The organism is Rahnella sp. Larv3_ips (assembly GCF_003697865.1).
Lineage (GTDB): Bacteria > Pseudomonadota > Gammaproteobacteria > Enterobacterales > Enterobacteriaceae > Rahnella > Rahnella rivi.
Genome location: NZ_MJIB01000021.1, coordinates 830,386 through 854,137, shown reverse-complemented (window position 1 = coordinate 854,137; position 23,752 = coordinate 830,386). Strand labels below are relative to the sequence as shown.

Here is a 23,752-nt window from a genome sequence, read left to right as displayed (position 1 = left end):
GCGAAATGAAAAAGAGTGGGGTCTGGAAAAGTGCGCAAGGATAGCCCGTAGAGAAACAGGCGACTATAAGAAGTGTGCTAATGAAGTAGCAGGAGTGTTTCTATTTATTAACGAAAAGGATATTGCACGATGATGGCCTGACGACTTCGAGTTAACACAAGGCAAGGGCTCGAAACAGGCCATCCGTCAGCGGGCGGTGTTAAGCTTACACTCGCCGTAAACGTAACCCTCGGTTTGTGTCGCCACCACAAAGCTGTCTTTTGTGTGGATATACATCAGGTTATCCTGAGCGCCCGCTTTCATCGGCTGATTATCCTTACCGATAATATCGGTCAGTTCCGGGCTGGTGATAAGCTTGCTGCCGTCTGGCGAAAAACTGAACGTATTGCCCGCATCATAAACTGCTGCATTTTTATTGACGACTTCCGACACATCGCTGCCATCTTCTGCCTGGGTATGATGCGTTAAAACACATTGATACTGCGTAACAGCCGATGCAGAAAATGACGCCAGCGCCAACATCACCGCTACACAACCTCCTAACCTGACCATCAGAAAAATCCCTAAAATGAGTAAGAGCGCCATGCTATCACTTGCCCGCCCGGTGGGAAGGGCTTGTCAAAAATACTCACAAGTTGAATGTATTAAGCCAAATTACTTCTTAAAAATAATGTCTGGAATGACGGCCCGTCCGATCACTCGTTTTTTATACAGTCATTGAGAAAAATCCTGCTTATAATCCGCAGATTGCACTTATGCCGTTAAGAAAGGATTGAGATGAAATCTTTCAAAGTACCCGGTGCGGACTTTTATCTGCGTTTCCACGAATTGTCAGGGCTGGGCGTGCCGCTGGTGTTTTTACACGGCCTGGGATGTGCGGCTTCCTGCGACTTTCCCCGCGTGGCGACCGATGCCTCACTGCGACCACGTCGCTCCCTCCTGCTTGATTTTGCCGGTTCAGGCTACAGCGATAAACCTGATGATTTCAGTTACAGCCTGCAGTCCCACGCTGATTGCGTGATTGCCTGGCTGGAAAGCCTTGGCGTACCGCAGGTGAATTTGATCGGCCACAGCATGGGCGGCAGCATTGCGATTATGGTGGCGGCGCAGCGGCCAGATCTTATTCAGCGGCTGATCGTCGCCGAACCCAATCTGGATGCGGGAGGCGGCGTGTTTAGCCGTTCGGTCGCTGAATATACGGAAGAAGAGTATCTGCGCAGCGGGCACGCGCGTCTGATTGACGTCGCGGTTCGCGGCAATAATCACATCTGGGCGGGCTGTATGGGGATTGCCTCACCCAGAGCGATTCACCGTCAGGCCGTCGGGCTGGTGGAAGGCGAAGCGGTGTCGTGGCGCGAACAGCTTTACCAGCTAAGCATGCCGGCAACCGTACTGTTTGGTGAGTTTTCACTCCCGGAGCCGGATGTCGCCGTGCTGCCGCAGCACGGCATTCATACCGCGATCGTCCCGCAGGCCGGTCATTCCATGATGTGGGAAAACCCGACCGGCGTAGCGGCTGCGATCAATGCCGCACTGAATGCCGAAGTGTTGTAGGTCAAAAGGAAAACGTGGTGATGTCTTCCTGGTGCTCAAGAAGGTGCGCAAACTGACTGACCTGTTTGGGCTCAGGAACAGAGCGCAATTGCAGTGCCAGATTAATGTTTTCCAGTATTGCCGCGTTTTCAACCAGCGCATCGCCCGTTGTCAGCCGCCCTTGCCTCACCATCCAGTCCGCCACATCCTTCCAGCGCCAGAGTGGGGAATTGCCTTTGAGCCGCTGGACGGGATTCGGGAAATTACGCGGCCCTCTTGCGCCATCTTTCAATAACGCCACCGATTGCCGGGTCAGACCGGCCAGCCCGGCAATATCGCTGAGTCCGACTAATGCCGAATCGACCGACTCAACGCGGGCATTCAGACCCGCTGATTCAATGTCACGGATCGCGGTCATGACAGCGCTGGCGAAAGAAGCACTGTCCCGGTCAAATTCCAGATACACCGAGGTGCCATAAAAAGCGATCAGAGCATCGTCGCAACCGCTCGCAAAAAACGCATCTTCGAGATTTTCCGTATCCGACGTCACCCCGGAAAGTGTCAGCGTGAAGTTATAAAGTGGCAAAGAACCTCCTTATTCAGGTATGACAAAAAGGCGGTTTCCCGCCCTGGTGTTATGTCTCATCAGTCAGGCAATGATCTACTTTCCTGATAATTTGTGCAGCATGGTTTTCCGGATTACGGGGAGTGGACCAGATGCTCATCATATGTTCACGATGAGCAGAAATTCCGCACCGGATCCGACCAAAGCAGTGTGAACTGCCGCCGCCAACGACAAAATGCCAGCCTTTAGATATCGCATATTCAATGGCCGCGTGAATATGTTTATTAGGATGCGCCTTCATTGGCCTCCTGTTGCTGTAGTATATCAATCCGTTGACACACGTCAACGACCACGTGCGTACGTCCTCATGCACGCCGGAAGTGTAACCTCGCAACAGGGACTAAAACCTTGAAAAAATGACATCGTCAAAAATAAATGTGGCCGCCCGTTTTGCGCAGAAAACAACCTTCGGTAATCATGCTGATCGCTCCCACGTCACAAAAAAACCTTCGGGACAAAATGTGGCATCGTTAATGAAAAAACTAATCGTCGGATTAGTGATCCAGATCAACTAAAACCCGCGCCCCGCAAGGGCTGCAGAGGCGTTTTAAGTCCAATTTTGAGGCGTTTTTGGCCTGAAAATGGCGACTCATACCGCCAGCAATGCATTTCATTCCGCAACTCATGCATCTCACGCCGCAAATGAACCGCATATATACGCGAGGATTATCATAGCCACAGTTAATTGAATCTACTTCGCTCGGGAGAACCCATTATGAGTGACAAATCTGGCATGCCGAACTACAACCGTACCCGCTGGCTGACTCTGGCCGGTACCATTCTGACTCAACTTGCGCTGGGTTCTGTGTATACCTGGAGCCTGTTCAACGGTCAGCTTTCTGAAAAACTGGGCGAACCGGTCAGCCGCATCGCGCTGACCTTCGGGATCCTCAGCCTGTGTCTGGCGCTCTCCTCTTCCGTGGCCGGCAAACTTCAGGAGCGTTTCGGTGTGCGTAACGTCACCATTGCCGCAGGCGTGCTGATGGCCGCCGGGTTCTTCCTGACCGCTCATTCCGATAACGTGATCATGTTGTACATCAGCGCCGGTGTGCTGGTCGGTCTGGCGGATGGTGCGGGTTATTTGCTGACGCTGTCTAACTGCGTGAAATGGTTCCCTGAGCGTAAGGGGATGATTTCCGCCTGCGCTATCGGCGCCTACGGTCTGGGCAGCCTGCTGTTCAAATTTGTCTGCGGCCACCTGCTGGCGACAGAAGGCCTGCAAAACACCTTTATGATCTGGGGTGGCGTTGCGATGGTGATGGTGATTTCCGGTGCGCTGATGATGAAAGATGCGCCGAAACAAGAAACAGCCGACGTGACCCGCGAAGAAAACTCGCTTAACGATAACAGCAAAGACAGCCGTGAATTTACGCTGGCAGAAGCCGTTCGCGCACCGCAATACTGGATGCTGGCGCTGATGTTCCTGACGGCCTGCATGAGTGGTTTGTATGTGATTGGCGTAGCAAAAGATATCGGGCAGAGCCTGGTAAAACTGGATGCGCTGACTGCGGCCAATGCCGTCACCGTGATTGCGATTGCCAACCTGAGTGGCCGTCTGGTGCTGGGTGTGCTGTCTGACAAAATGCAGCGTATCCGCGTTATCTCCATCGCACAGGTCGTATCTCTGGCCGGTATGAGCATGATGCTGTTCACCCACATGAACGAAACCATGTTCTTTATCTCTGTGGCCTGCGTGGCCTTCAGCTTCGGCGGTACCATCACCGTGTATCCGTCACTGGTCAGCGACTTCTTCGGGCTGAACAACATGACCAAAAATTACGGTCTGCTTTATCTGGGCTTTGGTATCGGCAGCATCTTCGCTTCGCTGGTGGCTTCCCTGTTCGGCGGCTTCGCGGTGACCTTCAGCATCATCACCGCATTATTGATCGTATCATTGGTTCTTTCTGCCACGATTCGCTTACCGAATAAATCAGAAGCAGGTCATAATACGCTCCAGCACGTGTAAGGCAGCACTTGAGCGCAGAATAAATGATGAACGGGAGCGTAATCCGCTCCCGTTTCTTATGAGTAAAGCATATCCGTTCAGTGACTGACTCACACAAATCTTATGACCAAATGTGAATACACCGGACATCCGTAAATGAAACGCACTACCCTCGCTCTTTTCAGCCTGATGCTCAGCCTCACCGCATTTAACAGCGTTGCCGTCGCTTACCCTTCCAGCGCACAGGAAGTCGCCGCCGAACTGAGCCGCAAAGCCAGCGAAAGCAGCACCCAGCCCGCAACATCTCTTGATGCCAGCGCACACAGCAAACTGACCTCCGCAGGCGACTACCTGAATTAAGGCAGAAAAATCAGCGCACCAGCGTGGCGCGCTTGCCGTCGAACTTCCATCCCTGTATCAGATATTGCATGGCGATCGCATCATCGCGGTCTTTTTGCGTCAGGTTGTTGTAGCGCTGATGGGCAATACCGACGGCATCCATATCCAGCTCCACACCCAGCCCCGGCAGATCGTTCAGCGCCAGTTTGCCGTCTTTGATTTGCAGCGGATTTTTAGTCAGATGCTGTCCTTCCTGCCAGATCCAGTGCGTATCAAACGGCGTAATCTCCCCCGGCGCTGCCGCACCGAGATGCGCCAGCATCGCCAGCGATACGTCGAAATGATTATTCGAGTGACAACCGAGCGTCAGTCCCCACGCATTGCATAACGTCCCGATGGTATTTGCCCCGCGCATCGACCAGTAATGGGGATCGGCCAGCGGGATATCTATCGCGTTCAGTTGCAGCGCATGGCTCATCTGCCGCCAGTCATTGGCAATCATATTGGTGGCGACCGGCAAACCGGTGGCGCGCCTGAATTCCGCCAGCGTTTCCCGCCCGGAAAAACCCTGCTCCGCGCCGCACGGATCTTCAACGTAAGACAAAATCCCGTGCATGCCTTTGCACAGCGAAATCGCCTGATCCAGCGACCACGAGGCGTTCGGGTCAACGGTTATCCGCGCCTGCGGGAAGCGCTGTTTCAGCGCCCTGACCGTGTCGATTTCGATCTCTCCCGCCTGAACACCGCCTTTGAGTTTGAAATCCCTGAAACCGTATTTGTCCTGCGCGGCCTCGGCCAGTTGCACCACTTTCTCGTGCGTCATGGCTTCCTGATGCCGCAGGTGATACCACGGGTGTTGCCCCGCCTGCGCTTTCCCTTCCAGATAGGCTAAATCTGTTTTCTGCCGATCGGCGATATAAAACAGATACCCCAGCACCGGCACTTCATCACGCTGTTTGCCGGGGCCGAGCAGCTGGGCCACTGGCTGGCCGAGATGTTGCCCCATCAGATCCAGCAGCGCCGTTTCCAGCACCGCCACGGCATTGTGATGCCGCTCGAGATCCCATGGCCGGAAGCCCGGCAAAACCGGGGCAGGCCGGGCGTGCTCGTCAAGATCGCGTTTGTGCAAATCACTGACCAGCTGATTCATTTTGCCAATTTCCTGGCCGACGATATGCGGGATCGCGTCGTTAAGGATTTTCAGCACCACTCCCGTCGCGGGCGATTCCCCCACCCCGGTGTGCCCGGCGCTGTCTTTGAGCACCAGAAGAATGCGGGTGAAATAGCAATGGTGGGCACCGGCGATGTTCAGCAGCATGCTGTCGTGACCGGCAACCGGGATGACCTGCATTTCGACAATTTTTGGCGTATCAGACATGGCGTTTTTGCTCCAGTCCCTGCGGGGCGTGATAGTCAGGTTGAGTTGGCGTGCGGTGAGTTTTGGTGAAGAACAGCGTGATGGCGGCAAACACGGAAATGCCGCTGAGGATATACAACCCCGACGTCGTGCTGCCGGTAGTTTGTTGCAGATAACCAAAGACCGCCGGTGCGAAGAATCCGCCCAGATTACCCAGCGAATTGATCAACGCTATGCCCGGCGCAACGATGGAAGACGGCAACTGACTTTGCGGAATAGGCCAGAACAATACCGCACTGGATTTGGTGCCGACGCACACCACGCACAGCGCAAACAGACCAAACCACGGGCCACCGAGGGTACACAAACAGGTGCCGATGGCGGCGACAATCAGCGCCAGCGCCAGAATGGTTTCACGATTGCCGCGGAAACGGTCACTGACACGCCCGAGAATATTGATAGCGATAATGGCGCAAATCCACGGCACGGAGTTGAGTAAACCGATCTGTAACGGCGACAGTCCCGGGATCCGGCCAATAATTTCCGGCTGCCAGAACACCAGCGTGTAACCGGTCATGCACATCACGAAAAACAGAAAACAGAGGTAGGCCATTTTGCCGTCGGTGATCAACTTCCAGCGTGACTGGCCCTGAGTGTTCACATCACGCGAACTGGCCTCTTCGGTCAGCGCGGTGCTCAGCGCCTCTTTCTCCGCGGCGGTCAGCCATTTGGCCTCTTCCGGTCTGGAGACCAGGAAGAATGCCGCCACGATCCCGACCAGCACCGACAGCGCACCTTCAATAAACAGCACCCACTGCCAGCCCGGCAATCCCATGAAATCATGCAGTTCCAGCAATCCGCCGGTCACAGGGCCGGATAACAAGTATGCCGCCGCCGATCCGGTCAGGATCAGCGCCGTGGCGCGTCCGCGGTACACATTCGGTACCCATTTACGAAAATAGAACAGGATCCCAGGGAAGAATCCGGCTTCGGCCACGCCCAGTAAAAAACGCAGCACGTAAAACTGCATCGGCGTCGTCACAAAGCCCATGGCAAAGACCACGGCGCCCCAGGTGATCATAATGCGGGTCAGCCAGACGCGTGCGCCGTACTTGTCCATCAGCATATTGCTGGGGATTTCGAACAGCGCGTAACCGACGAAGAACAAACCCGCGCCAAAACCGAAGGCGGCGGTGCTGATGCCGACGTCCGTTTCCAGACTGTGTTTGATGAATCCGACATTGGTGCGATCAATCTGGTTAATGATCAGCATCAGGATGAGCATCGGAATGGTGCGGACAAAGAATTTGCGGTTTGCACTTCTTACCGCTTTATTTTCATGACCGTTCATGAGGTTCCCTTAGCGTTGAAATAATGAGCAACTGCAACTCTCATTAAAAAGCGAATGGGATGAATTGCCATTGTGCACTCGCCCAATGTTTGATCGTCAGCAAAGACAGCCGCGGTGGATTAATTCATATTATCAATGGATTGAGTGATGTGCATAAGCACAGTCAATTTTAAAAGAGGGGATGACCTTTTGGGAGGATTAGCGAGGCGCTTCACAATTTCCGGTTAAATTTTTTCCGATCAACGGCTTAAAATCAAAGTATGTCATTATTCCTATGATTTACAGGTTTGTTATAATCAGGCGTTGAAATCGATGACCGGGGCACGCCGTCCCGGCACAAGGAGCGTGAAATGAAAGCAACAGCTTTTTGGTTAATGATGGCAGGCGGTTCCGTAGCGATTGGCTACGTGATGGCGCTGATGATGGAGGTTTTGTAACGCCCGTTGCAGAACACTATTTTTCGATGAGGACATATCTATGGCTTTTTACAGCCCCAAACGCATCATCCTCTACACCGCCGCAGCCATCGTGTTGCTGGTTATCATTGGTCTGGTGACTTATTTTGGCGTCGGGCACATGGCGCTGTAACGCTTTCTCCCCTGCCCTGAGAAAGGAAACGTGGTGATATATCAGGTATCGCCACATAATGCCTGCAACAAAACCCCGTATGAACATCACACTCACTGAGAGATAAACATGACTTACAAGGGATTAATGGTTGTTGCAGTGGTCATTCTGCTGGCCAGCATCGGTTCAGAATCATTGATACAGAAGGGAATTGCCTTAGCGGATGCGAAAATCGACCAGGTCATTGGTTATTACGCAGACAAATAAGGCTTACATCTGCTGGAGTAACCTTACCCGGTGATGACAAAACCATACACAGCGTTTGGTATCTTAAATCCATCAAATGTTGTGTGATGTCCCTGTGTAATACCCCTGTAGAACCCTGTTATTTTGCCCGCCGCGTGCGGGCTTTTTTTTGCCCGAAGCATGACGAAAAGGAGGTCACTGACGTCAATGATGGCGGCCAACGCAAAGCCAGCCAAAGGAGAAAGGGGATTTGCCGGTGCTTTCCCGGCCGTCATATTATGGCGTAAGCGTCCATCGTACACTCCAACATTACGCAGCCTGAGCATGGCCTGGTCACAACAGAAAAAACGACTGACATATTTATTTATCGTTGATTAACGCAAAATCCGATAAATAAAGAAAACCGGCTTTTCTGTTGTGGCTCCCGAAATAATTCTGGAAGCTTATAAATAATAAACCCCGGCCTTGGCCAGGGTTTATTTTTGTGGTTCAGCATGTCGATATTGAAACAATGATTCCTGTCTGCTCCGGGTTTACCCCATCTTCGCTATTGCAGGTGATTTGCCTTCAATATCAGGCGACATTACAGAACGACAACGTTACCCGCTGAAGGGCCTTTCTGGCCTTGTTCGATGGTGAACTCAACGTTCTGACCTTCGTCCAGGGTTTTGAAATCATTGCTCTGGATTGCAGAGAAGTGTACGAACACGTCTTTGCTGCCGTCTGCAGGAGAAATGAAACCGAAACCTTTACCAGCGTCAAACCATTTTACTAAACCAGTCATTTTATTAGACATAGGAAATACCTTCTTCGTTTTTATTTTATGATGCCATAGGGCAATATAGGTCTGTTTTTATTTGAAATACTTATGGATGCATCAGAGAAGGAAATTCGTCGGAGAAAGGATTTGCTATATCACTTGAACCAGGAACTGCTTTACTAAAATGTCTTACATAAATAGGTCTTAACCACAAACCGTTGACGCTATTTACACACAGCAGGATTTATTAAGCAAGCCTTTATTTCATCGCATTTCAATTGATGCTGATTATATTTCCGCGGCAAATAACCCGCAGGCCACGAAGGGCGGTGGCTGTAGCCCGAAAATAAAAGAATAAAACCTGCCGGTTAAAACAGGTTTTAAGACGATTCCTCAGGCTCACTTCGCGTTCTTTAGCGTGCCGATGCCCGGCGGACGCACTCGGCGCGGCGTCCGTCTACCCGTTTTGCAAACCACGCCGTGGTCAGCGTGCGGGTAATTTTTGGACTTTCCAGCGTAATCCCCGGCAGGATTTCGCGCGGCTGACGCTTGCCGGTGGTTTTATCTGCCAGCGCAAACACCTGCTTATACAGCTTCGTGTCCTCAAACTCAGGCTGATCCCCCTTCTCCAGCGCCTTGCGGATGGCAGACTGGCTGAGATCCAGACGTTTGCTTAGCGTGCGCACCGCCAGCTCCGTGCTGCCGGGTTTATCGGTCCCGTAATTGATCAGATCCCCGTCCAGCGCTAGCGGAATGCCCGAGGCCTTACTGACCGCACTCTGGAACGCGGCGTTGCGGCTGGCGTACCAGCCCGCATTGAAATCGGCAAAACGGTAAAGCGGCTGCGAGTAATTCGCCGGATAGCCCAGCAAATGCTTCACGCCGAAATAGACACCGCCGCGACGGCTGAACACCTCATTACGAATGGAGCCATCGACTTTATACGGATAGCCTTTGGCATTTTGCTCAGCAAACGCAATGCTGACCTGCATCGGCCCGCCGGTATGCACCGGATTCAGATTGCCAAACAGCTTCTGCCCCATCGGCACCATATTGATAAAATCATCGAAAATCGCACTGAGTTGTTTTTCGGTTTTCACCTTATCCAGCCGCTCGCTGTAAGACTTGCCGTCAGGAGATTTCAACAACAACGCGGTGTGCACCAGGAAATTCGGCACGTGAACCGCGTCAGCGCGGCGGTCGATCTCTTTCCACGCAATTTTTCCGAGCCCCGGCACCGGCGCGTCCGCATTGAAATTGGATTCCTGCTGCGCCACGGCCAGCACGGAGCAAACATTGTCGGTCGTTGCCGGGATGCCCTGCGCTGAAAATGCCGCCGTGATGTCCGTTGCCCAGCCTTTCTTGTCCGGGGCGCCGGAAGGCATAAGCCGAACGATATCCGCCCTGGTGTCCTGCGGGTTTTTCAGCGGCGCCTCTTCTTTCTTATTCGAGGTACAACCGGCGAGGATCATTATTGCCAGCAAACCGAGCGTGCGGGGAACTAAAAATGGCTTATCGTTCAAAGTCATACCTTTCCTGAAGAGGCAGTTATCCGTTAACTCAGGGACGTTAACCAAGATAAGCGCGGCTTTCTAGTTAAAATTTCATCTTTTTACGCTAAGGTTAATCTTCTGAATATGGAGCAAAAGGAGCAAGGAATCCATGCATTACGCCACCAAAACCTCTCATTTCCACCGCACATTTCTGATGCCTTTTATGCTGCTGATGATGATTTTTGCCGTCAGCGGCTGTGGCGACAAAGAGCCCGCACAGCGCAAAGCGTTTATGGATTTCCTCCAGTCACGCATTCTGGATAAACAGGTACTGGCCGTCCCGCAACTGACCGAAGAAGAGAAAAAACAGTTCGGCGAATACAGCAAAGATTACGCGATCATCACCGGTTTCCATCACCAGATGAATACCGAGCTGAACTCCTCGCTGGTGCCGGTATTTGCCGGAATGAACAGCGTGAACAGCGTCAACGCGCTGGTCGAGCAACGTGATGATTTAAAGAAAATGGCCGACAGCAGCCTGAACTGGAAAGAAAAAATCATCACGCTGAGAACGCAAGCCGATACCCAGCACAGTGCGCTGAAACAGCCGGATGACCTGAAAAAGCTTTACGATCAGGCCTACGATAAAACTGTGGTGAAACCTTCTGAAATCACTGAACAGGTGTTTGATTTACTGCCGAAGGTGCTGAATCTCATCGTGGAAAAAGCCGACTTCATCAAAAGCCAGGGCAAAAACGTCACCATTACCGGTAACCGCCTGCAATTTTCTACCCAAAAACAGCTGGATAAATACAACGCGATTCAGCAGCAGCTGGTGCCGCTCAATGCGCAGCTGATGGAATACAGCCGCCAGATGCAGCAAATGGTACGCTAAACCCGCATTCGTGCACCCTGACCGCCGAAAGGCGGTTTTTTCATGGCGACGCTTTTGTTATGGTGTGCGGCAATTAACTAAGGAGACACCTATGAGTGACGAAATTCTTGCCAAACGCGTGGATCAGCTGGAACGCGTAAACCGTGAACTTCTGGTTCAAATTTCCGCCATGCGTCTGCTGTTCGGCAGCGTGGGTAACGTGCTGAACGCCAGCCAGGAAAATGCTTTCACCGTCGCCGTCAATCAGGCGCTGGAAGCCAACCGTGCAGACGTCGCCAATCAGACCGATCTGGATGAGGCCTCACGCAAATTCCGCGAAGACGTCTTCAAATGCACCGAATCTCTGTTGCCGGGAAGCCGTTAATTCCCCATGCACAGTCAGGGCTCAACGCAAATTTGAGCCTTTTGATTTTCCCCCACGCGTCTGCGCTTACCCGCCCGCTTAGTTGGGACACATCAGCGCCAGTTCAGGGCTTTCCGGAAATACCCGTTCGCTGAGAAAATCGATTAACACCCGCAACTTGGGCGTCATATAGCCGCCCGATGGCCATAAAATGAAGAAGTCTGCACTGCGTTTAACGTACTGATCCAGCACCGTCACCAGCTGTCCACGCGCCAATTCCTTACGGATGCTAAAATCCGGCAAACACGCAATACCCAACCCCTGCAGAGCAAAACACTGTCGCGTTTCGATGTTATTGCAAACCATCGATACTGGCAGCGTCAGATCCTGATGCGCAGGGAATGGCCACTGCTCAAGCTTTCCGCTGTTGGGAAACCGGAAATGCAGACAACGGTGATTCAGCAAGTCCTGCGGTTCGCCCGGCACGCCGTGCGCGGCAAAATAGGCCGGAGCACCGACCAGCAGATGATGAAATGTGCCGAGTTTTCGCATCGAAAGCCGTGAATCAGCCATCTGCCCGGTCCGCACCACGGCATCAAACCCTTCTTCCACCACATCAACGATACGATCGGTAAAATCCAAATCCAGTTCGATGTCAGGATAGCGGCGCATAAATTCCCCCAGCACCGGCAACAACAGCGTACTCACCTGCGGCAAACTCAGGCGCAGCCTGCCACGAGGACTTTCTGACAACTGAGATAACTCACTTTCCGCCGCTTCAAGCTCAGCGACAATCCGGCGGCTGCGCTCAAGAAACAGCGCACCTTCCGCCGTGAGCGTGACGCTGCGCGTGCTGCGGTGAAACAGGCGGACGTTCAGCTTGGTTTCCATCCGGGCGATGCTTTTGCCCACCGCCGACGCCGACACCCCTAATATCCTCCCGGCGGCCACGAAGCTTCGGGTTTCAGCAACGTGCACAAACACATTAAGGCTACTCAGACTTTCCACTGCCACCTCCGATTACGGACAACAGAGTCCGCATACACTGGAAATGTACCCTACTTTTTCCGCACTGAGGAATTCTCTATCGTGATTTCACCTTTTCCATCACTGAGAGACTCCATGAATTCCACTGCACTGAAATCCCCCCTGCCGCTTTCGGCTTTACTGGCGATGGCGATGACCGGTTTCATCGGGATCATGACTGAAACCCTGCCCGCCGGTTTATTGCCCCAAATTTCTGCCGGCCTTGATATTTCGCAGGCGATGGCCGGGCAGCTGATCACGCTTTATGCCGCCGGATCTCTGATGGCGGTGATCCCGCTTGCGGCGATGACGCGCGGCTGGAACCGCCGCACCGCGTTACTGACCGCGATCCTCGGTTTTCTGGTGTTTAACACCATCACGACAATATCGACAAACTTCATGCTGACGCTGTTTGCCCGCTGGATGGCCGGTGCCGCGGCCGGTCTGGCGTGGGGATTACTGGCGGGCTATGCACGGCGTATGGTGCCGGTGCACCAGCAGGGACGGGCGCTATCGGTGGCCATGCTGGGCGCACCGGTGGCGCTGTCGATAGGCGTACCGCTGGGGACGTGGATGGGCACCCTGCTCGGCTGGCGGACGGCATTCGGGGTCATGTCCGCCCTCACGCTGCTGCTGGTGGTATGGGTGATGCGTAAAGTGCCGGATTATCCGGGGCAGGCTGCCGGGGAACAGCAGTCGCTGCGTCATGTCATCATGATGCCCGGCGTGCGCAGCATACTGGCCGTGATCCTTCTGTGGATGCTGACGCACAACCTGCTTTACACCTATATCGTGCCGTTCCTGAAACTCTCCGGTCTGGCCGGACGGGCTGATCAGATCCTGCTGGTGTTCGGCATTGGCGCGCTGGCGGGAATTGGCATCACCGGCATGCTGGTGGATAAACGTCTCAGACACACCCTGCTGACCAGCCTGGCGCTGTTCGCCCTGATTTCTGTAGGTCTGGCGCTGGACAGCCATTCTCCGTTCATGGTCACGCTGTGCGTTCTGGTCTGGGGGCTGACGTTCGGTGGCGCGGCTACGTTACTGCAAACCGCCATCGCGGATGCCACCGGGGAACAGGGCGATATCGCGCAATCGCTGGTGGTCGTGTCATGGAATCTGGCGATTGCCGGGGGCGGTTTATCGGGTGGTATTCTGCTCAACACAACCGGTATTGACGTTTTCCCGTGGGTGATGGTTCTGCTGCTGCTGGCCGGTCTGGGCATCGCGTGGCGCGCACGGCAACACGGCTTTAAACCGGGCAGCCGGCATGCACTCATTTGCGCGGATCCGCTCACGAAGGGATAGGATCAAAGTTTCACTTTGTCTGAAAGGGTATAATTTCCTAAACCCTTTCAGAACCAAATGCCTGAAAGTTCCTCAGACGCAGCACTTTCTGATAGAGTAAAAAACAGGCAATGCAAAGACGATGAGACGATGGAAGCCCATAAAAAAGCCGCTATAATTTTGACTGTACTCACCCTGACAACCTTATTACTGGTGGCTTTTGAGTGGCTCGCCGACCAGTCAGTTCCCGAATTAAAGGAACACGTGGTCCACTACATTGACCGGCAAATCACCAGTTAACACTGGCTCAATACAGGGAGGCTCCGATGGTCACAAAAAGGATGATGAGTAAACACTGGAAGATGGTCGTCGTGCTGTTGTGCATTTGCGGCGGCCTGTTGTTACTCCGCTGGGCGGCCATGATTTGGGGTTGAGCTTTTATTGTTAGCGATACTATTTTGAGTTAAGTTGACGCCCATATGAAGACCCCCAAACCACGTCGCCCTCACGGGCGATGGACCTATTACATTATGTACGAAGACATTCTCTGGCCCTGCCCGGTTCGCTGGGAGTGGGAGAATGGCTATGGCGGCTGGCTGCCGTTTTACTATTCCCCGACGCTTGAGTTTGTTGCCGGTGACCCGCTGAAAGCGACCAAAGTGCCCGCTTCCAAAACGCGGGCCACGGTCAAAACCCTCAAAACACCGCAATACGAATACTGATCACACCGTTTCGATCAATCCGCTGGCTCTCAGCACCCTGCGCTGTACCGCTTCCGGCAGCACCGCATTGACTCCTCCGACACACCCCAGACTGAACCAGTGACGCGCACGGGTGATCCCGGTGTAAATCAGCTCGCGTGTGAGGATCGGGCTGAGATTCTCCGGCAACAGCAGCGCGGTGTGGGTAAATTCAGAGCCCTGCGATTTGTGCACCGTCATGGCGAATACGGTTTCCACCGCCTGTAACCGGCCAGGCATCACCCAGCGGATACTCTGCGTACCGTCTCCGGACAAAAATGCCACGCGCATCCCCCATACCGTCGTGCCCTCCGCCAGCGTTTGCGGGTAAGGCAACGTAATGCCGATGTCACCGTTCATCAGCCGCTGGCCGTAATCGTTGCGCGTCACCAGCACCGGACGCCCCGGATACCAGCCCACCGACGCAGGGATCAGTTTCTCTTTATACAGTAATTCCGCAATGCGCAGATTCAGCCCTTCAACGCCCCAGCGCCCGCCGCGTAAGGCACACAACAACTGAAACTGACTGTACGCCAGCAACACTTTTGTGGCCCAGCGGTTGAAGGATTCCGGCGATTCATCCAGCGCCGGTCGCTCATTATTCACCACCGTCAGGTAATGCCGATAACCGGCTGGCGGCGAAATGCCCTCCCGGCTTTGTGTCGCAGGAAACTGCCCCGCCGCACCGTTGATCACCCAGTCGCGCAACGCCGCATCATCGTCGGCACTCAATGTCAGCTGCGCCAGGTCAGCGTAGCCGTGCTTCAAGACCTGTTTAAGGGCTTTCACATCCCCGTCGTTTACCGCTTCCGCCAGCTGACCGATACCGCTTTGCGCATCGAAACGGTAGCTGTGGCGCAGCATCACCACGGCCTGATCGATTGCCGTACCTTGCGGATCCACCAGCGCATCGGGGATCTGCTCGCCGGTCACGCTTTGCAGCCAGTCGCGGGTTTGCGGCAGATAATGGCCACCCCTCGCGCGCTGACAGAGTTCACTGAGCAACGCGCCCGCTTCCACCGACGCCAGCTGATCTTTATCACCGAGCAGGATCAGGCGTGCGCTCTCCGGCAACGCCGCCAGCAGTGCCGCCATCATTTCCAGATCGACCATCGAGGCTTCATCCACCACCAGCACGTCCAGCATCAGCGGATTGCCCTGATGATGGCGGAAATGCCGCGTATCCGGGCGGCTGCCCAGCAAGCGGTGCAGCGTCACCACTTCCGTATTAATGCTTTCACGCACCGCCTCGCCGTTGCCGAGCCCGCCGAGTTCCAGCTTCGATACCGCCCCCGCAATCGACTCATTCAGCCGTGCCGCCGCTTTACCGGTCGGGGCGGCCAGCCGGATACGCATCGGCTGGCCCCGGTCTTCCAGTGCCAGCGTTTGCAGCAACGCCAGAAGGCGGACGACGGTGGTGGTTTTGCCGGTGCCGGGGCCGCCGGTAATAATGCTGAATGCACTTCCCGCCGCCAGCGCACAGGCCAGTTTCTGCCAGTTAACGTGCCCGGCATTACGCTTCGCCGGGAACAGCGCGTCCAGCGCCGTGCGCAGGGAGTCCACCGGCAACGCCTGCGGCTGACTGCGCGCCAGCCGTTGTTCAATCGCTCCGCGCACGTTCTGTTCGTACTGCCAGTAGCGGCGCAGATATAACCGGTGGCCGGTCAGCACCAGCGGCGTATTGCCTGCACCGTTGCCGACCAGCTGCGGCTGCACCAGCGCATCCATCCATTGACGTAGCGTGAGATTATCCAGCACCGCTGAGGGGCGGATCACCGCGCCGTCGGCGTGATCGCCATCCGGCGGCAGGGAAAGTGAAAAGGCGCTGTCCGCCAGCGTGGCCTGTAAATCCAGACAAACGTGGCCGCGTCCGAGCTGATAGCTGGTCAGCGCGGTAGCCAGCAATAACAGCGGATGCGCATCGGGCACCTGTTTCGCCAGAAACGTCACCAGCGCACGATCCAGCTCACGCAGCCAGCCGCACGCCACCCAGCTTGCCAGCAGCTGCGCGATATCTTCATGGCTGTTGATTTTCATGCGCTTTTCTCCTGATTGCCACTAAACAGCATGTCGAGTTCTTCCATTAACGCTTTGTCCGGCCGCTGAACGCAGACCCCGTTGCCCGGCGCATGGCAGCCGCGCAGGAAGACATACACAGCACCGCCGATGTGCCGGTCGTAGTCGTAATCCGGCAGACGTGATTTCAGCAAACGATGCAGGGCGAAAAGGTACAGCGTGAATTGCAGATCGTAGCGGTGATCCCGCATCGACTGCGTCATTGCCGTCTGGTCATAGCCGCTGGCATCAGCGCCCAGCCAGTTAGATTTGTAATCCAGCACGTAATAACGCCCGTCATGTTCGAACACCAGATCGATAAAGCCCTTCAGCATGCCGTTAAGATCTTCCGCCAGCAGTGGCGCACGTTCTGCCCCGCCGAGCGTGTAGTGCTGAACCAGTTTGTCCAGGCGACGGGTCGGCACCTGCGTCAGGGAGAACCAGAACTCCATCTCCACCTGATACGGCGGCAAACCGGCCAGCGTAAACGCCCCACCATCCGGCAGCGGTAACGGCTGCGTCAGCAGCGCGGTCAGCCAGCCGGTCAGCGCGGGGATCCATTTCTCCCAGCCGCGGGTCTGACAGCGACGGCCAATCTGATCGGCGATTTTCTCCGGTTCAGCCGCCAGCGCAGCAAAACCCTCGTCCCCCGCCCACTCCAGTAAACCATGCAGGAAATTACCCGGCGCCGGGCCGCGCGGAAACGCATACAAATCCGCGCCGGTTATCGGCTGCGATAATGCGTCTGTCAGTCGCAGATCGTCCAGCCCGAGGCTTTCGGAGATCTTGTTTTCAAAATAGGTGTCCTGTGCGGCGCTTTCGGCCTGCGCCTGCGGCTCGTGTGTCACCCCGTCTGAGACGATATAGGTACCGGCAGGCGCGATTTGCAGACCCGAGAAACTCGACACCCACCAGCGCGGTGCTTTCTGCATCCGCAACGGCGGGCGCGGCCCCAGCGCAGGCAGCGCCTGCTGCGCACGAAACACGGCGCCGTCAGGAACCGGCAGCGGCCATGCGCGCAGAGTGTCGGTTTCCAGCGCCTGTAAACGGCCCGGCAACGCGGCAGCATCAATCGCCTCGCCGCCGTTAAAAAGATAACCCGGCGCGCTCTTTTCAAACTCTTTCAGCGGTGCCATACCCAGCCACAGCGCGTAACGCGAGCGGGTCAGCGCCACGTAAAACTTACGCAGATCTTCCCCCAGCCGTTCACGGTCAGCCAGCGCCAGCTCGTCTTCACTGGCGCTTAACGCCACTTCCAGCTCGCCTTCCGGCGTATGCCATTTGAGCGGTGAATCCTGTTTTTTCACCGCGCGGAATGCGCAGGCAAACGGCAGGAAGACCAGCGGATATTCCAGACCTTTGGATTTATGCACCGTCACCACTTTCACCAGTTCGGCATCACTTTCCAGACGCAATTTACGTGCGTCGCCGCCCTGATGTTCATCCTGACACTGCTCCGCCAGATAGCGGATCAGCGCATGTTCGCCGTCGAGCTGCACACTCGCCTGTTGCAGCAGTTCTGAAAGATGCAGCAAATCGGTCAGCGCCCGCTCATCACCCCGCCCGAGCAGGCGGCGAGGCACGTCGAACTCCCACATCAGGCGGCGCAGCATCGGTAAAATGCCCTGTTTGCGCCAGCAGGTACGGTACTCCTGAAACTGCCGGACATAGCGCTCCCACTCATTTTCATCCTGATTCAGACGATCCAGCGCTTCCCAGCTGAGATTGAGCGAAGGCGTCCCCAGGGCGGCACGCAGCAGACGATCGTTTTCCGGCGCGGCACAGGCCGCCAGCCAGAACTGCAATTCGCCTGCCTGCGCGCTCTGGAAAATGGATTCTTTATCTGACAGATAGACGCTGCGCACGCCGCGTTTGGACAGCGCCATGCGGATCGCCGCGGCCTCACGGCCGGTATTCACCAGCACCGCGATATCGCCCGGCATGACCGGTTTCAGCGGTTCTCCGGGGTGGCCGAAACCGGCGGTGCCCTGTTGCCCGAGACGCAGCAAACGGACAATTTCTGTCGCACAGCCGTCAGACATCAGCTGAACGTACTGAAGTTTCGGCAACGCCTCCGCCTGATCTTCCGGATACCACAGCGTCATGGCGGCAGCTTCGGCGTCGTCGATCACCAGCGTATCGGCGCGTCCTTTGGCTTCCACAGACAGGAACGGCACCTGATTGTCATCACCACGACGGAACAGAAAAGCGCCCTCGCCGGATGCGCGGGATTCCGCCAGCTGGAACACTTCGTTCACGGCCGCGACCATGGCGCGGGTGGAACGGAAGTTGGTCGCCAGCGTGTAGTGACGTCCGCCGGTATCGCGGCGCGCCCGCAGATAGGTGTAAATATCGGCCCCGCGAAACGCATAAATCGCCTGTTTCGGATCGCCGATCAGGATCAGCCCCTGCTCCGGTACATTTTCTGCCACCCGGTAAACGGTATCGAAAATACGGTATTGCAGCGGATCGGTGTCCTGAAATTCGTCGATCATCGCCACCGGGAACTGGGTGCGGATGATCTCCGCCAGCCGTTCACCGTTATCGCTGTGCAGCGCGGCGTCGAGGCGGGTCAGTAAATCGTTGAAGCCCATTTGCGCACGCTTTTGCTGCTCGGCGTCAAAGCGGTTTTCTATCCAGCGGCAGGCGTGTTTCAGCAAACCGCTGCGCGCATCAGGCAAACTCTCGAGACGCGCTTTCAGGGTTTCCATCGCGGTCAGCGCCGGGTGCGCAGGCGGCTCGCCCTGTTTCCAGCACTCTGCCAGGCCTTCCGGCGTCAGGCGTTCCCAGCCGGTTTTCAGATCCGGCATCACTTCATCGGTGGTGGCCCAGGTATGGAGTTTTTCCAGCCACGGCGTGAAATAACGCGCCTGAATTTTACGGCCATCGACCACTTTCGCCGCCACCGCGCCCTCGAGGATCGTGCGCAGCTCCTGCGTCCATTGCGCCCAGCCCTGTTTCAGCGCCGCCAGCTCGTCGGCTTTCTGCTGACTGACCGTTTCGCACACCTGCGCAGGCGGTTCATCCGATCCCAGTTCGTCGGCATAGTCCAGCAGTGGCATCACGCTCTGGTGTAACGCTTCCGGCGTGCGCCACCAGCCGCGCAGCGTGCGGATGTCCGGCTCCGGCAGCGCGAAATAGAAACTGCGCCAGTAGTCGCGCACCACGTCCATCAGCAATTCGCTCTGATCGGTTTCCAGTGTCTGCGTAAACAGGCTGTCGCTGTCGAACGCGTGTTCGCCGAGCATCCGGTTACACCAGCCATGGATGGTGGAAACCGCCGACTCATCCATCCATTCGGCGGCCAGTTGCAATTTACGGGCACAGCCCGGCCATTGCTCCGGCGTATATTCCGCACGCAGTGTTAAGAGAAATTCGTCGCCCGATGACGGCTCATGCGGATCTTCCTGAAAGCACGCCGCCGCTTTGGACAGACGTTCACGAATACGATCCCGCAGCTCTTTGGTGGCCGCATCGGTGAAGGTCACCACCAGAATGTCGGGCGGCGTCAGCGGGCGGCTGAAGGCGTTATCGCCGCCGTGCCCGAGCACCAGCCGCACGTACAGCGCGGCGATGGTGAAGGTTTTCCCGGTACCGGCGCTGGCTTCAATCAGGCGGCTGCCGGTCAGCGGGAAATTCAGCACATTGAGGGCCGATGGCAGGGTGCGATCCGTCATTCCTTTCCTCCTTTCTTACTGCGAGAAAGATGATTTCTCAGCGGAGCCAGAAGGCGATCCGCAAGCACGTCGAATTCGCCGTCGGACCACAATGTGGCAAAATCAGGCCACGCGCGGGCCAGATACGGGTTGCTGTCGCGCTCACCGAATTTTTTGTTAGCCGGATCGTGATTTTCATAGGCATCACGGGCGGCAAACCAGGCATCGCTGTCCGGCGCGCTCTGTTCATTGCCGTCTTTTTTCAGCCAGACGAAGGCGGTTTTCACCGCCAGCGGCAGCGGACGTAACTGCCCCTGCTGCCATGTCTCCACCAGCGTTTGCCACAGCGCTTCGGCCTGTGAAATCTCCAGCGGCGGCAGTTCAGCGGTGCCGTTTTTGCTGACAATAATGCTGTGCATCGGCTGCCCGCCGAGGTGCCCGGCCAGATGAGCGACCCAGTACGGCAGCAGTTTGTCGAAGCGGTAGCTGCGCTCTTTGGTCATCAGGCCGCCACTTTCCAGCACCACGCGCGCCCGTTCACCGCCCTCACTGGCGCGCAGATCGCCGAGCCAGTCGGAGAAACTGACGCCGCCGGTATCCACGCTCAGCGATTCATTGCCGAGAGCCTGCGGCCATGCGTCGAGCACCTGCTGATAGCTGGCAAACAGCTGTTCCATCGGCTCCGCCAGATCTTCACTCAGCACTCTGGCAAATTCGCCCGGTGCCAGCTCGCCGCGCCGTTCGATGCGTTCAAGCTGCTGTCGCAAAACATCCTGCCGCGAAACCCCGGCTTCCAGCGCCCATTTCTGCGCGCGGATCAGTTCATCCTGTAATCGCCAGTTTTCCAGCGCGTTCACATCGAAGGGTTCCTGATCTTCGCTGCCTGGATCTTCCCGCTCAAAATAGATATTCAGCCGCTGGCGGAAGAAGCTGCGCACCGGATCCGACAGAAAATCCGACAGCTGGCGCAGCGTCAGCGCCCCTTCCTGTTCAACAGGTTGCAGCGGTTGTGCAGCAACGTCAGCGGCTTCCGCTTCCAGCCCGGCACGCCATTCGTGGGCATAACTGAACAGTGCGCTGTCTTTAACAAAATAGTCGCGGTTGAACGGCTGAAGGCGATGTTCAACGGTCAGCGCGGGCAGCACCTCGTCGCCGCTGCTGAGCGTCCAGCCTGCCGCCAGATGGTCACGCAGTTGCGCCACCAGCACCGACGGCGGGCGCTCGGTGTTGTCATGAATGCTGCGCCCCACCCAGCTGATGTGTAAGCGTTCGCGGGCAGAAAGCAGCGCTTCGAGGAACAGGTAGCGGTCATCTTCCCGACGTGAACGGTCACCGGGGCGGTAATCGCGTCCCATCAGATCGAAATCCATCGGCACGCGGTTACGCGGATAATCACCGTCGTTCATACCGAGCAGGTAAACGTGGCGGAACGGAATGGCGCGCATCGGCATCAGCGTGGCAAAGGTCACCGCGCCGCCGAAGAACGGCTGCGTCAGGCCGGACTGGTCAAACTGCGCCAGCCAGTGATCGCGCACCACACAAAGCGGCAGTTCGGCTTGTAAATCAACGCTTTCACAGGCTTCCAGCCAGGTGTCCAGTTCGGTGTGCAGACGGACTAAAATGAAGCCGTCCTCTCCCTCGTCGTCCTGTGCAAAATACTGTGAAAGGATCGCGCGCAGACGCTCACCCCAGACCTGAGGCGCGGCGGGCTCGCGCAGCTGACGCCAGGTTTCATCAAGGCAACTCAGCAGATGCGACAACGGCCCGATCAGCGCCGCGTCCAGCCCGCCGATTTCATCCAGCGGCTCGATATTCCCCCAGGCTTCGCCGCTGCCCACTGCGTAGCCCAGCAGCATCCGTTGCAGGCCAAAGAACCAGCTGTTTTGCTCCGGCGATAACGGCAGTTCGAGGCTCTGACGCTGTTCGGCGTGCAGCCCCCAGCGCACGTTGGCGGCGCGTATCCAGCGGTGCAACAGCGGCAGTTGTTCTTCTTCGATGGCAAAGCGCTGACGCACCGACGGCACATCGAGTAAATCCAGCAAATCACTGACGGCAAACCGCGACTGCGGCAAATTCAGCAGGCGTTCCAGCGCGCCGAGCAGAGAATTATTCTGGCGCGGCCCCTGATCGGCGACGGTGAACGGAATGTAGCGCGGGTCGCTGCGCGCGGTCAGGCCGAACACCGCCTGAATATGCGGCGCGTAGCCGTTGATGTCCGGCACCATCACTATAATATCGCGCGGTCTGAGCGTCGGATCTGCCGCCAGCGCGGCCAGCAGACGGTCATGCAGCACTTCCACTTCGCGCTGGGCGCTGTGGGTAATGTAGAAGCGCAGAGAGTCGTCCTGCGCATTCAGCGGCGGCCAGTATCCTTTGGTTTCAGCCAGCGGGCGCAGTTGCAAAATATCTTCCTGCAACTGGTGCAGCAACGTATCGGTGCCGTTAGAGGTAAAGAGATCAATACGCGGGATCACCGGCGCCAGTTGCGAGGCATAGGATTCGTGGTTGTCATATTCATTGAGCAGGCCGATATAATCGCGCCCCTGCTTGCCCCACGCCGCCAGCAGCGGATGGGCATGCTGATGAAGCTCATCATCGTTCATCACCGGCGGCATACCCGGCTTGCGCTGCTGACGCATCCGTTCGGCGCGCAGCAGATCTTTATCGGCGATGATATCGCTCCAGTCGTGCTCGCACGGGTTATGCACGCACATAAAAATGTGCGTCCAGCGGCCAAGCACCGCCAGCACTTCGAGAGACTGCTGTGGCAGTGAAGAGATGCCGAAAACGACCAAGCGCGCAGGCAGACCGGCCGGGCGCTGATGTTCAGAAAGCGTTTGGGCGTGGTGCAGAAAACGCTGATGCAGCGCGGCGCGACTGGTATTGCGCTGATTTTCAGGAACATCCGCCAGCAGCGCACGCCACAGTTGAGGCTGCCACAGCAGGTTTTCCGGTAAAGGATCGCTGCCCTTGCGGCTGGTACGCAGAACGTCCAGTCCGTTGCCCCAGTCCTCCAGCCAGTCGGCGCGATACACCTGATACTGATCGAACAAATCGGCCAGACGCTGTGCCAGCTGATGCAGTTTGCGCATGTCGCCGTCGTCTTTTAAGAAACGCGCCAGCGGTGCAAACACCGGTTCGGTGAGCAATTGCGGTAACAGCCGGATCAGCCGCCAGGTCAGCAATGGCCGGTCGAACGGTGAAGATTCCGGCACCTGCTCTTTGCCCAGCACGGCGCGGTACACCTGCCAGAAAAAACGCGCCGGAAGCTTGATGTCCAGCGCCGCCGCAATGCCGCAGCCGCCGTCATCCGCATCGCGCGCCAGCGCCAGTTTCAGCCACTGGTTGATGCCATTGCTCTGCACCAGAATCACTTCATTTTCCAGCGGCGAAAGCGGATGCGCCGCCATCCACGTGATCAGCACGTCCCTCAGGGCTTCTGAGTGATTGCCGTGTAACACCATCAAACCTGAATTCACGCCCGCATCCCTTTTTATCGCTGGTTTAAGGGAGAGATTTTGCGTTGATTTGGAA

20 protein-coding genes are annotated in these 23,752 nt (G+C 56.3%); 9 read left to right on the top strand and 11 right to left on the bottom strand.

Annotation, left to right across the window (positions count from 1 at the left end; all coding sequences use genetic code 11):
- Window positions 1-186: 186 nt before the first annotated feature.
- A complete protein-coding gene (locus ED901_RS23475) occupies window positions 187-552 on the bottom strand; it encodes a hypothetical protein (protein ID WP_122097594.1) in 366 nt (121 codons plus the stop codon).
- A gap of 225 nt (window positions 553-777) precedes the next feature.
- Between ED901_RS23475 and ED901_RS23470 the strand changes: the two genes are divergently transcribed.
- Window positions 778-1,554, top strand: a complete 777-nt coding sequence (locus tag ED901_RS23470; RefSeq protein WP_056781339.1) for an alpha/beta fold hydrolase — start codon at window positions 778-780, stop codon at window positions 1,552-1,554.
- 1 nt (window position 1,555) lies between these two features.
- Here the strand turns inward: ED901_RS23470 and ED901_RS23465 are convergent, their stop codons facing one another.
- Window positions 1,556-2,119, bottom strand: a complete 564-nt coding sequence (locus tag ED901_RS23465) for an AlpA family transcriptional regulator (protein ID WP_122097404.1) — start codon at window positions 2,117-2,119, stop codon at window positions 1,556-1,558.
- Window positions 2,120-2,168: 49 nt separating this feature from the next.
- Window positions 2,169-2,399: a hypothetical protein gene (locus ED901_RS23460; RefSeq protein ID WP_122097403.1), complete on the bottom strand. Its 231-nt coding sequence runs from the start codon at window positions 2,397-2,399 to the stop codon at window positions 2,169-2,171.
- A gap of 474 nt (window positions 2,400-2,873) precedes the next feature.
- On the opposite strand from ED901_RS23460, the gene ED901_RS23455 reads away from it, so the two are divergent.
- Window positions 2,874-4,124, top strand: a complete 1,251-nt coding sequence (locus tag ED901_RS23455; protein ID WP_056781348.1) for an OFA family MFS transporter — start codon at window positions 2,874-2,876, stop codon at window positions 4,122-4,124.
- Between the two features lie 135 nt (window positions 4,125-4,259).
- A complete protein-coding gene (locus ED901_RS23450; protein ID WP_056781351.1) occupies window positions 4,260-4,463 on the top strand; it encodes a hypothetical protein in 204 nt (67 codons plus the stop codon).
- 10 nt (window positions 4,464-4,473) lie between these two features.
- Here the strand turns inward: ED901_RS23450 and ED901_RS23445 are convergent, their stop codons facing one another.
- Together ED901_RS23445 and ED901_RS23440 are read right to left on the bottom strand one after the other, a co-directional pair.
- Window positions 4,474-5,820, bottom strand: coding sequence for an enolase C-terminal domain-like protein (locus ED901_RS23445; protein ID WP_122097402.1), 1,347 nt, complete (start codon window positions 5,818-5,820; stop codon window positions 4,474-4,476).
- Window positions 5,813-7,150, bottom strand: a complete 1,338-nt coding sequence (locus ED901_RS23440) for an MFS transporter (RefSeq protein ID WP_056781358.1) — start codon at window positions 7,148-7,150, stop codon at window positions 5,813-5,815. Before ED901_RS23440 ends, ED901_RS23445 begins: the two co-directional genes overlap by 8 nt.
- A 696-nt stretch (window positions 7,151-7,846) precedes the next feature.
- Between ED901_RS23440 and ED901_RS25175 the strand changes: the two genes are divergently transcribed.
- Entirely contained in the window at window positions 7,847-7,984 is a 138-nt protein-coding gene (locus ED901_RS25175) for a hypothetical protein (RefSeq protein ID WP_162997923.1), read from the top strand.
- 562 nt (window positions 7,985-8,546) lie between these two features.
- Here the strand turns inward: ED901_RS25175 and cspA are convergent.
- Together cspA and ED901_RS23425 are read right to left on the bottom strand one after the other, a co-directional pair.
- Window positions 8,547-8,759: an RNA chaperone/antiterminator CspA gene (gene cspA, locus ED901_RS23430; RefSeq protein WP_056781364.1), complete on the bottom strand. Its 213-nt coding sequence runs from the start codon at window positions 8,757-8,759 to the stop codon at window positions 8,547-8,549.
- A 377-nt stretch (window positions 8,760-9,136) separates the two neighbouring features.
- Window positions 9,137-10,252 (bottom strand): DUF1615 domain-containing protein, encoded by a 1,116-nt coding sequence (locus tag ED901_RS23425; RefSeq protein ID WP_122097400.1) that lies wholly within the window; start codon window positions 10,250-10,252, stop codon window positions 9,137-9,139.
- A 133-nt stretch (window positions 10,253-10,385) separates the two neighbouring features.
- On the opposite strand from ED901_RS23425, the gene ED901_RS23420 reads away from it, so the two are divergent.
- Both ED901_RS23420 and ED901_RS23415 read left to right on the top strand, forming a co-directional pair.
- Window positions 10,386-11,111: a DUF3053 domain-containing protein gene (locus ED901_RS23420; protein WP_122097399.1), complete on the top strand. Its 726-nt coding sequence runs from the start codon at window positions 10,386-10,388 to the stop codon at window positions 11,109-11,111.
- Window positions 11,112-11,202: 91 nt separating this feature from the next.
- Window positions 11,203-11,475: a hypothetical protein gene (locus tag ED901_RS23415; protein WP_056781372.1), complete on the top strand. Its 273-nt coding sequence runs from the start codon at window positions 11,203-11,205 to the stop codon at window positions 11,473-11,475.
- A gap of 78 nt (window positions 11,476-11,553) precedes the next feature.
- Here ED901_RS23415 and ED901_RS23410 read toward each other — a convergent pair whose 3' ends face one another.
- The gene (locus ED901_RS23410; RefSeq protein WP_056781375.1) at window positions 11,554-12,462 is read right to left on the bottom strand and encodes a LysR family transcriptional regulator; all 909 of its coding nucleotides are present in this window, start codon (window positions 12,460-12,462) and stop codon (window positions 11,554-11,556) included.
- Window positions 12,463-12,576: 114 nt separating this feature from the next.
- Here ED901_RS23410 and ED901_RS23405 point away from each other — a divergent pair, with 114 nt between their 5' ends.
- The 3 genes from ED901_RS23405 to ED901_RS23390 all read left to right on the top strand — a co-directional run bounded on the left by ED901_RS23405 (window position 12,577) and on the right by ED901_RS23390 (window position 14,489).
- Window positions 12,577-13,788 carry an MFS transporter gene (locus ED901_RS23405; RefSeq protein ID WP_122097398.1) on the top strand — a complete coding sequence of 404 codons (1,212 nt, stop codon included), beginning with the start codon at window positions 12,577-12,579 and terminating at the stop codon, window positions 13,786-13,788.
- Window positions 13,789-14,093: 305 nt separating this feature from the next.
- Window positions 14,094-14,201, top strand: coding sequence for a small membrane protein YniD (gene yniD, locus ED901_RS23395; RefSeq protein ID WP_112164783.1), 108 nt, complete (start codon window positions 14,094-14,096; stop codon window positions 14,199-14,201).
- A gap of 45 nt (window positions 14,202-14,246) precedes the next feature.
- Window positions 14,247-14,489: a hypothetical protein gene (locus ED901_RS23390; protein WP_072158192.1), complete on the top strand. Its 243-nt coding sequence runs from the start codon at window positions 14,247-14,249 to the stop codon at window positions 14,487-14,489.
- Here the strand turns inward: ED901_RS23390 and recD are convergent, their stop codons facing one another.
- Genes recD through recC form a run of 3 tightly spaced genes read right to left on the bottom strand, consistent with a single transcriptional unit; the run spans window position 14,490 to window position 23,682 of the window.
- Entirely contained in the window at window positions 14,490-16,544 is a 2,055-nt protein-coding gene (recD, locus tag ED901_RS23385; RefSeq protein ID WP_122097396.1) for an exodeoxyribonuclease V subunit alpha, read from the bottom strand.
- On the bottom strand, window positions 16,541-20,239 hold the full coding sequence (gene recB / locus ED901_RS23380; RefSeq protein ID WP_122097395.1) for an exodeoxyribonuclease V subunit beta: 3,699 nt from the start codon (window positions 20,237-20,239) through the stop codon (window positions 16,541-16,543). The genes recD and recB overlap by 4 nt, the downstream gene beginning before the upstream one ends.
- The gene (gene recC / locus ED901_RS23375; RefSeq protein WP_162997933.1) at window positions 20,236-23,682 is read right to left on the bottom strand and encodes an exodeoxyribonuclease V subunit gamma; all 3,447 of its coding nucleotides are present in this window, start codon (window positions 23,680-23,682) and stop codon (window positions 20,236-20,238) included. Before recC ends, recB begins: the two co-directional genes overlap by 4 nt.
- Window positions 23,683-23,752: the final 70 nt, after the last annotated feature.

Excerpts from the sequence above, each read along its gene's own strand:
- ED901_RS23405 (WP_122097398.1), top strand. The coding sequence starts at position 12,577 with ATGAATTCCACTGCACTGAAATCCCCCCTGCCGCTTTCGGCTTTACTG.
- ED901_RS23415 (WP_056781372.1), top strand. The coding sequence starts at position 11,203 with ATGAGTGACGAAATTCTTGCCAAACGCGTGGATCAGCTGGAACGCGTA.
- recD (WP_122097396.1), bottom strand. The coding sequence starts at position 16,544 with ATGAAAATCAACAGCCATGAAGATATCGCGCAGCTGCTGGCAAGCTGG.
- ED901_RS23425 (WP_122097400.1), bottom strand. The coding sequence starts at position 10,252 with ATGACTTTGAACGATAAGCCATTTTTAGTTCCCCGCACGCTCGGTTTG.
- ED901_RS25175 (WP_162997923.1), top strand. The coding sequence starts at position 7,847 with ATGACTTACAAGGGATTAATGGTTGTTGCAGTGGTCATTCTGCTGGCC.
- ED901_RS23390 (WP_072158192.1), top strand. The coding sequence starts at position 14,247 with ATGAAGACCCCCAAACCACGTCGCCCTCACGGGCGATGGACCTATTAC.
- ED901_RS23445 (WP_122097402.1), bottom strand. The coding sequence starts at position 5,820 with ATGTCTGATACGCCAAAAATTGTCGAAATGCAGGTCATCCCGGTTGCC.
- ED901_RS23475 (WP_122097594.1), bottom strand. The coding sequence starts at position 552 with ATGGTCAGGTTAGGAGGTTGTGTAGCGGTGATGTTGGCGCTGGCGTCA.
- ED901_RS23440 (WP_056781358.1), bottom strand. The coding sequence starts at position 7,150 with ATGAACGGTCATGAAAATAAAGCGGTAAGAAGTGCAAACCGCAAATTC.
- cspA (WP_056781364.1), bottom strand. The coding sequence starts at position 8,759 with ATGTCTAATAAAATGACTGGTTTAGTAAAATGGTTTGACGCTGGTAAA.
- recC (WP_162997933.1), bottom strand. The coding sequence starts at position 23,682 with ATGGTGTTACACGGCAATCACTCAGAAGCCCTGAGGGACGTGCTGATC.
- yniD (WP_112164783.1), top strand. The coding sequence starts at position 14,094 with ATGGTCACAAAAAGGATGATGAGTAAACACTGGAAGATGGTCGTCGTG.
- ED901_RS23420 (WP_122097399.1), top strand. The coding sequence starts at position 10,386 with ATGCATTACGCCACCAAAACCTCTCATTTCCACCGCACATTTCTGATG.
- ED901_RS23455 (WP_056781348.1), top strand. The coding sequence starts at position 2,874 with ATGAGTGACAAATCTGGCATGCCGAACTACAACCGTACCCGCTGGCTG.
- ED901_RS23450 (WP_056781351.1), top strand. The coding sequence starts at position 4,260 with ATGAAACGCACTACCCTCGCTCTTTTCAGCCTGATGCTCAGCCTCACC.
- recB (WP_122097395.1), bottom strand. The coding sequence starts at position 20,239 with ATGACGGATCGCACCCTGCCATCGGCCCTCAATGTGCTGAATTTCCCG.
- ED901_RS23470 (WP_056781339.1), top strand. The coding sequence starts at position 778 with ATGAAATCTTTCAAAGTACCCGGTGCGGACTTTTATCTGCGTTTCCAC.
- ED901_RS23460 (WP_122097403.1), bottom strand. The coding sequence starts at position 2,399 with ATGAAGGCGCATCCTAATAAACATATTCACGCGGCCATTGAATATGCG.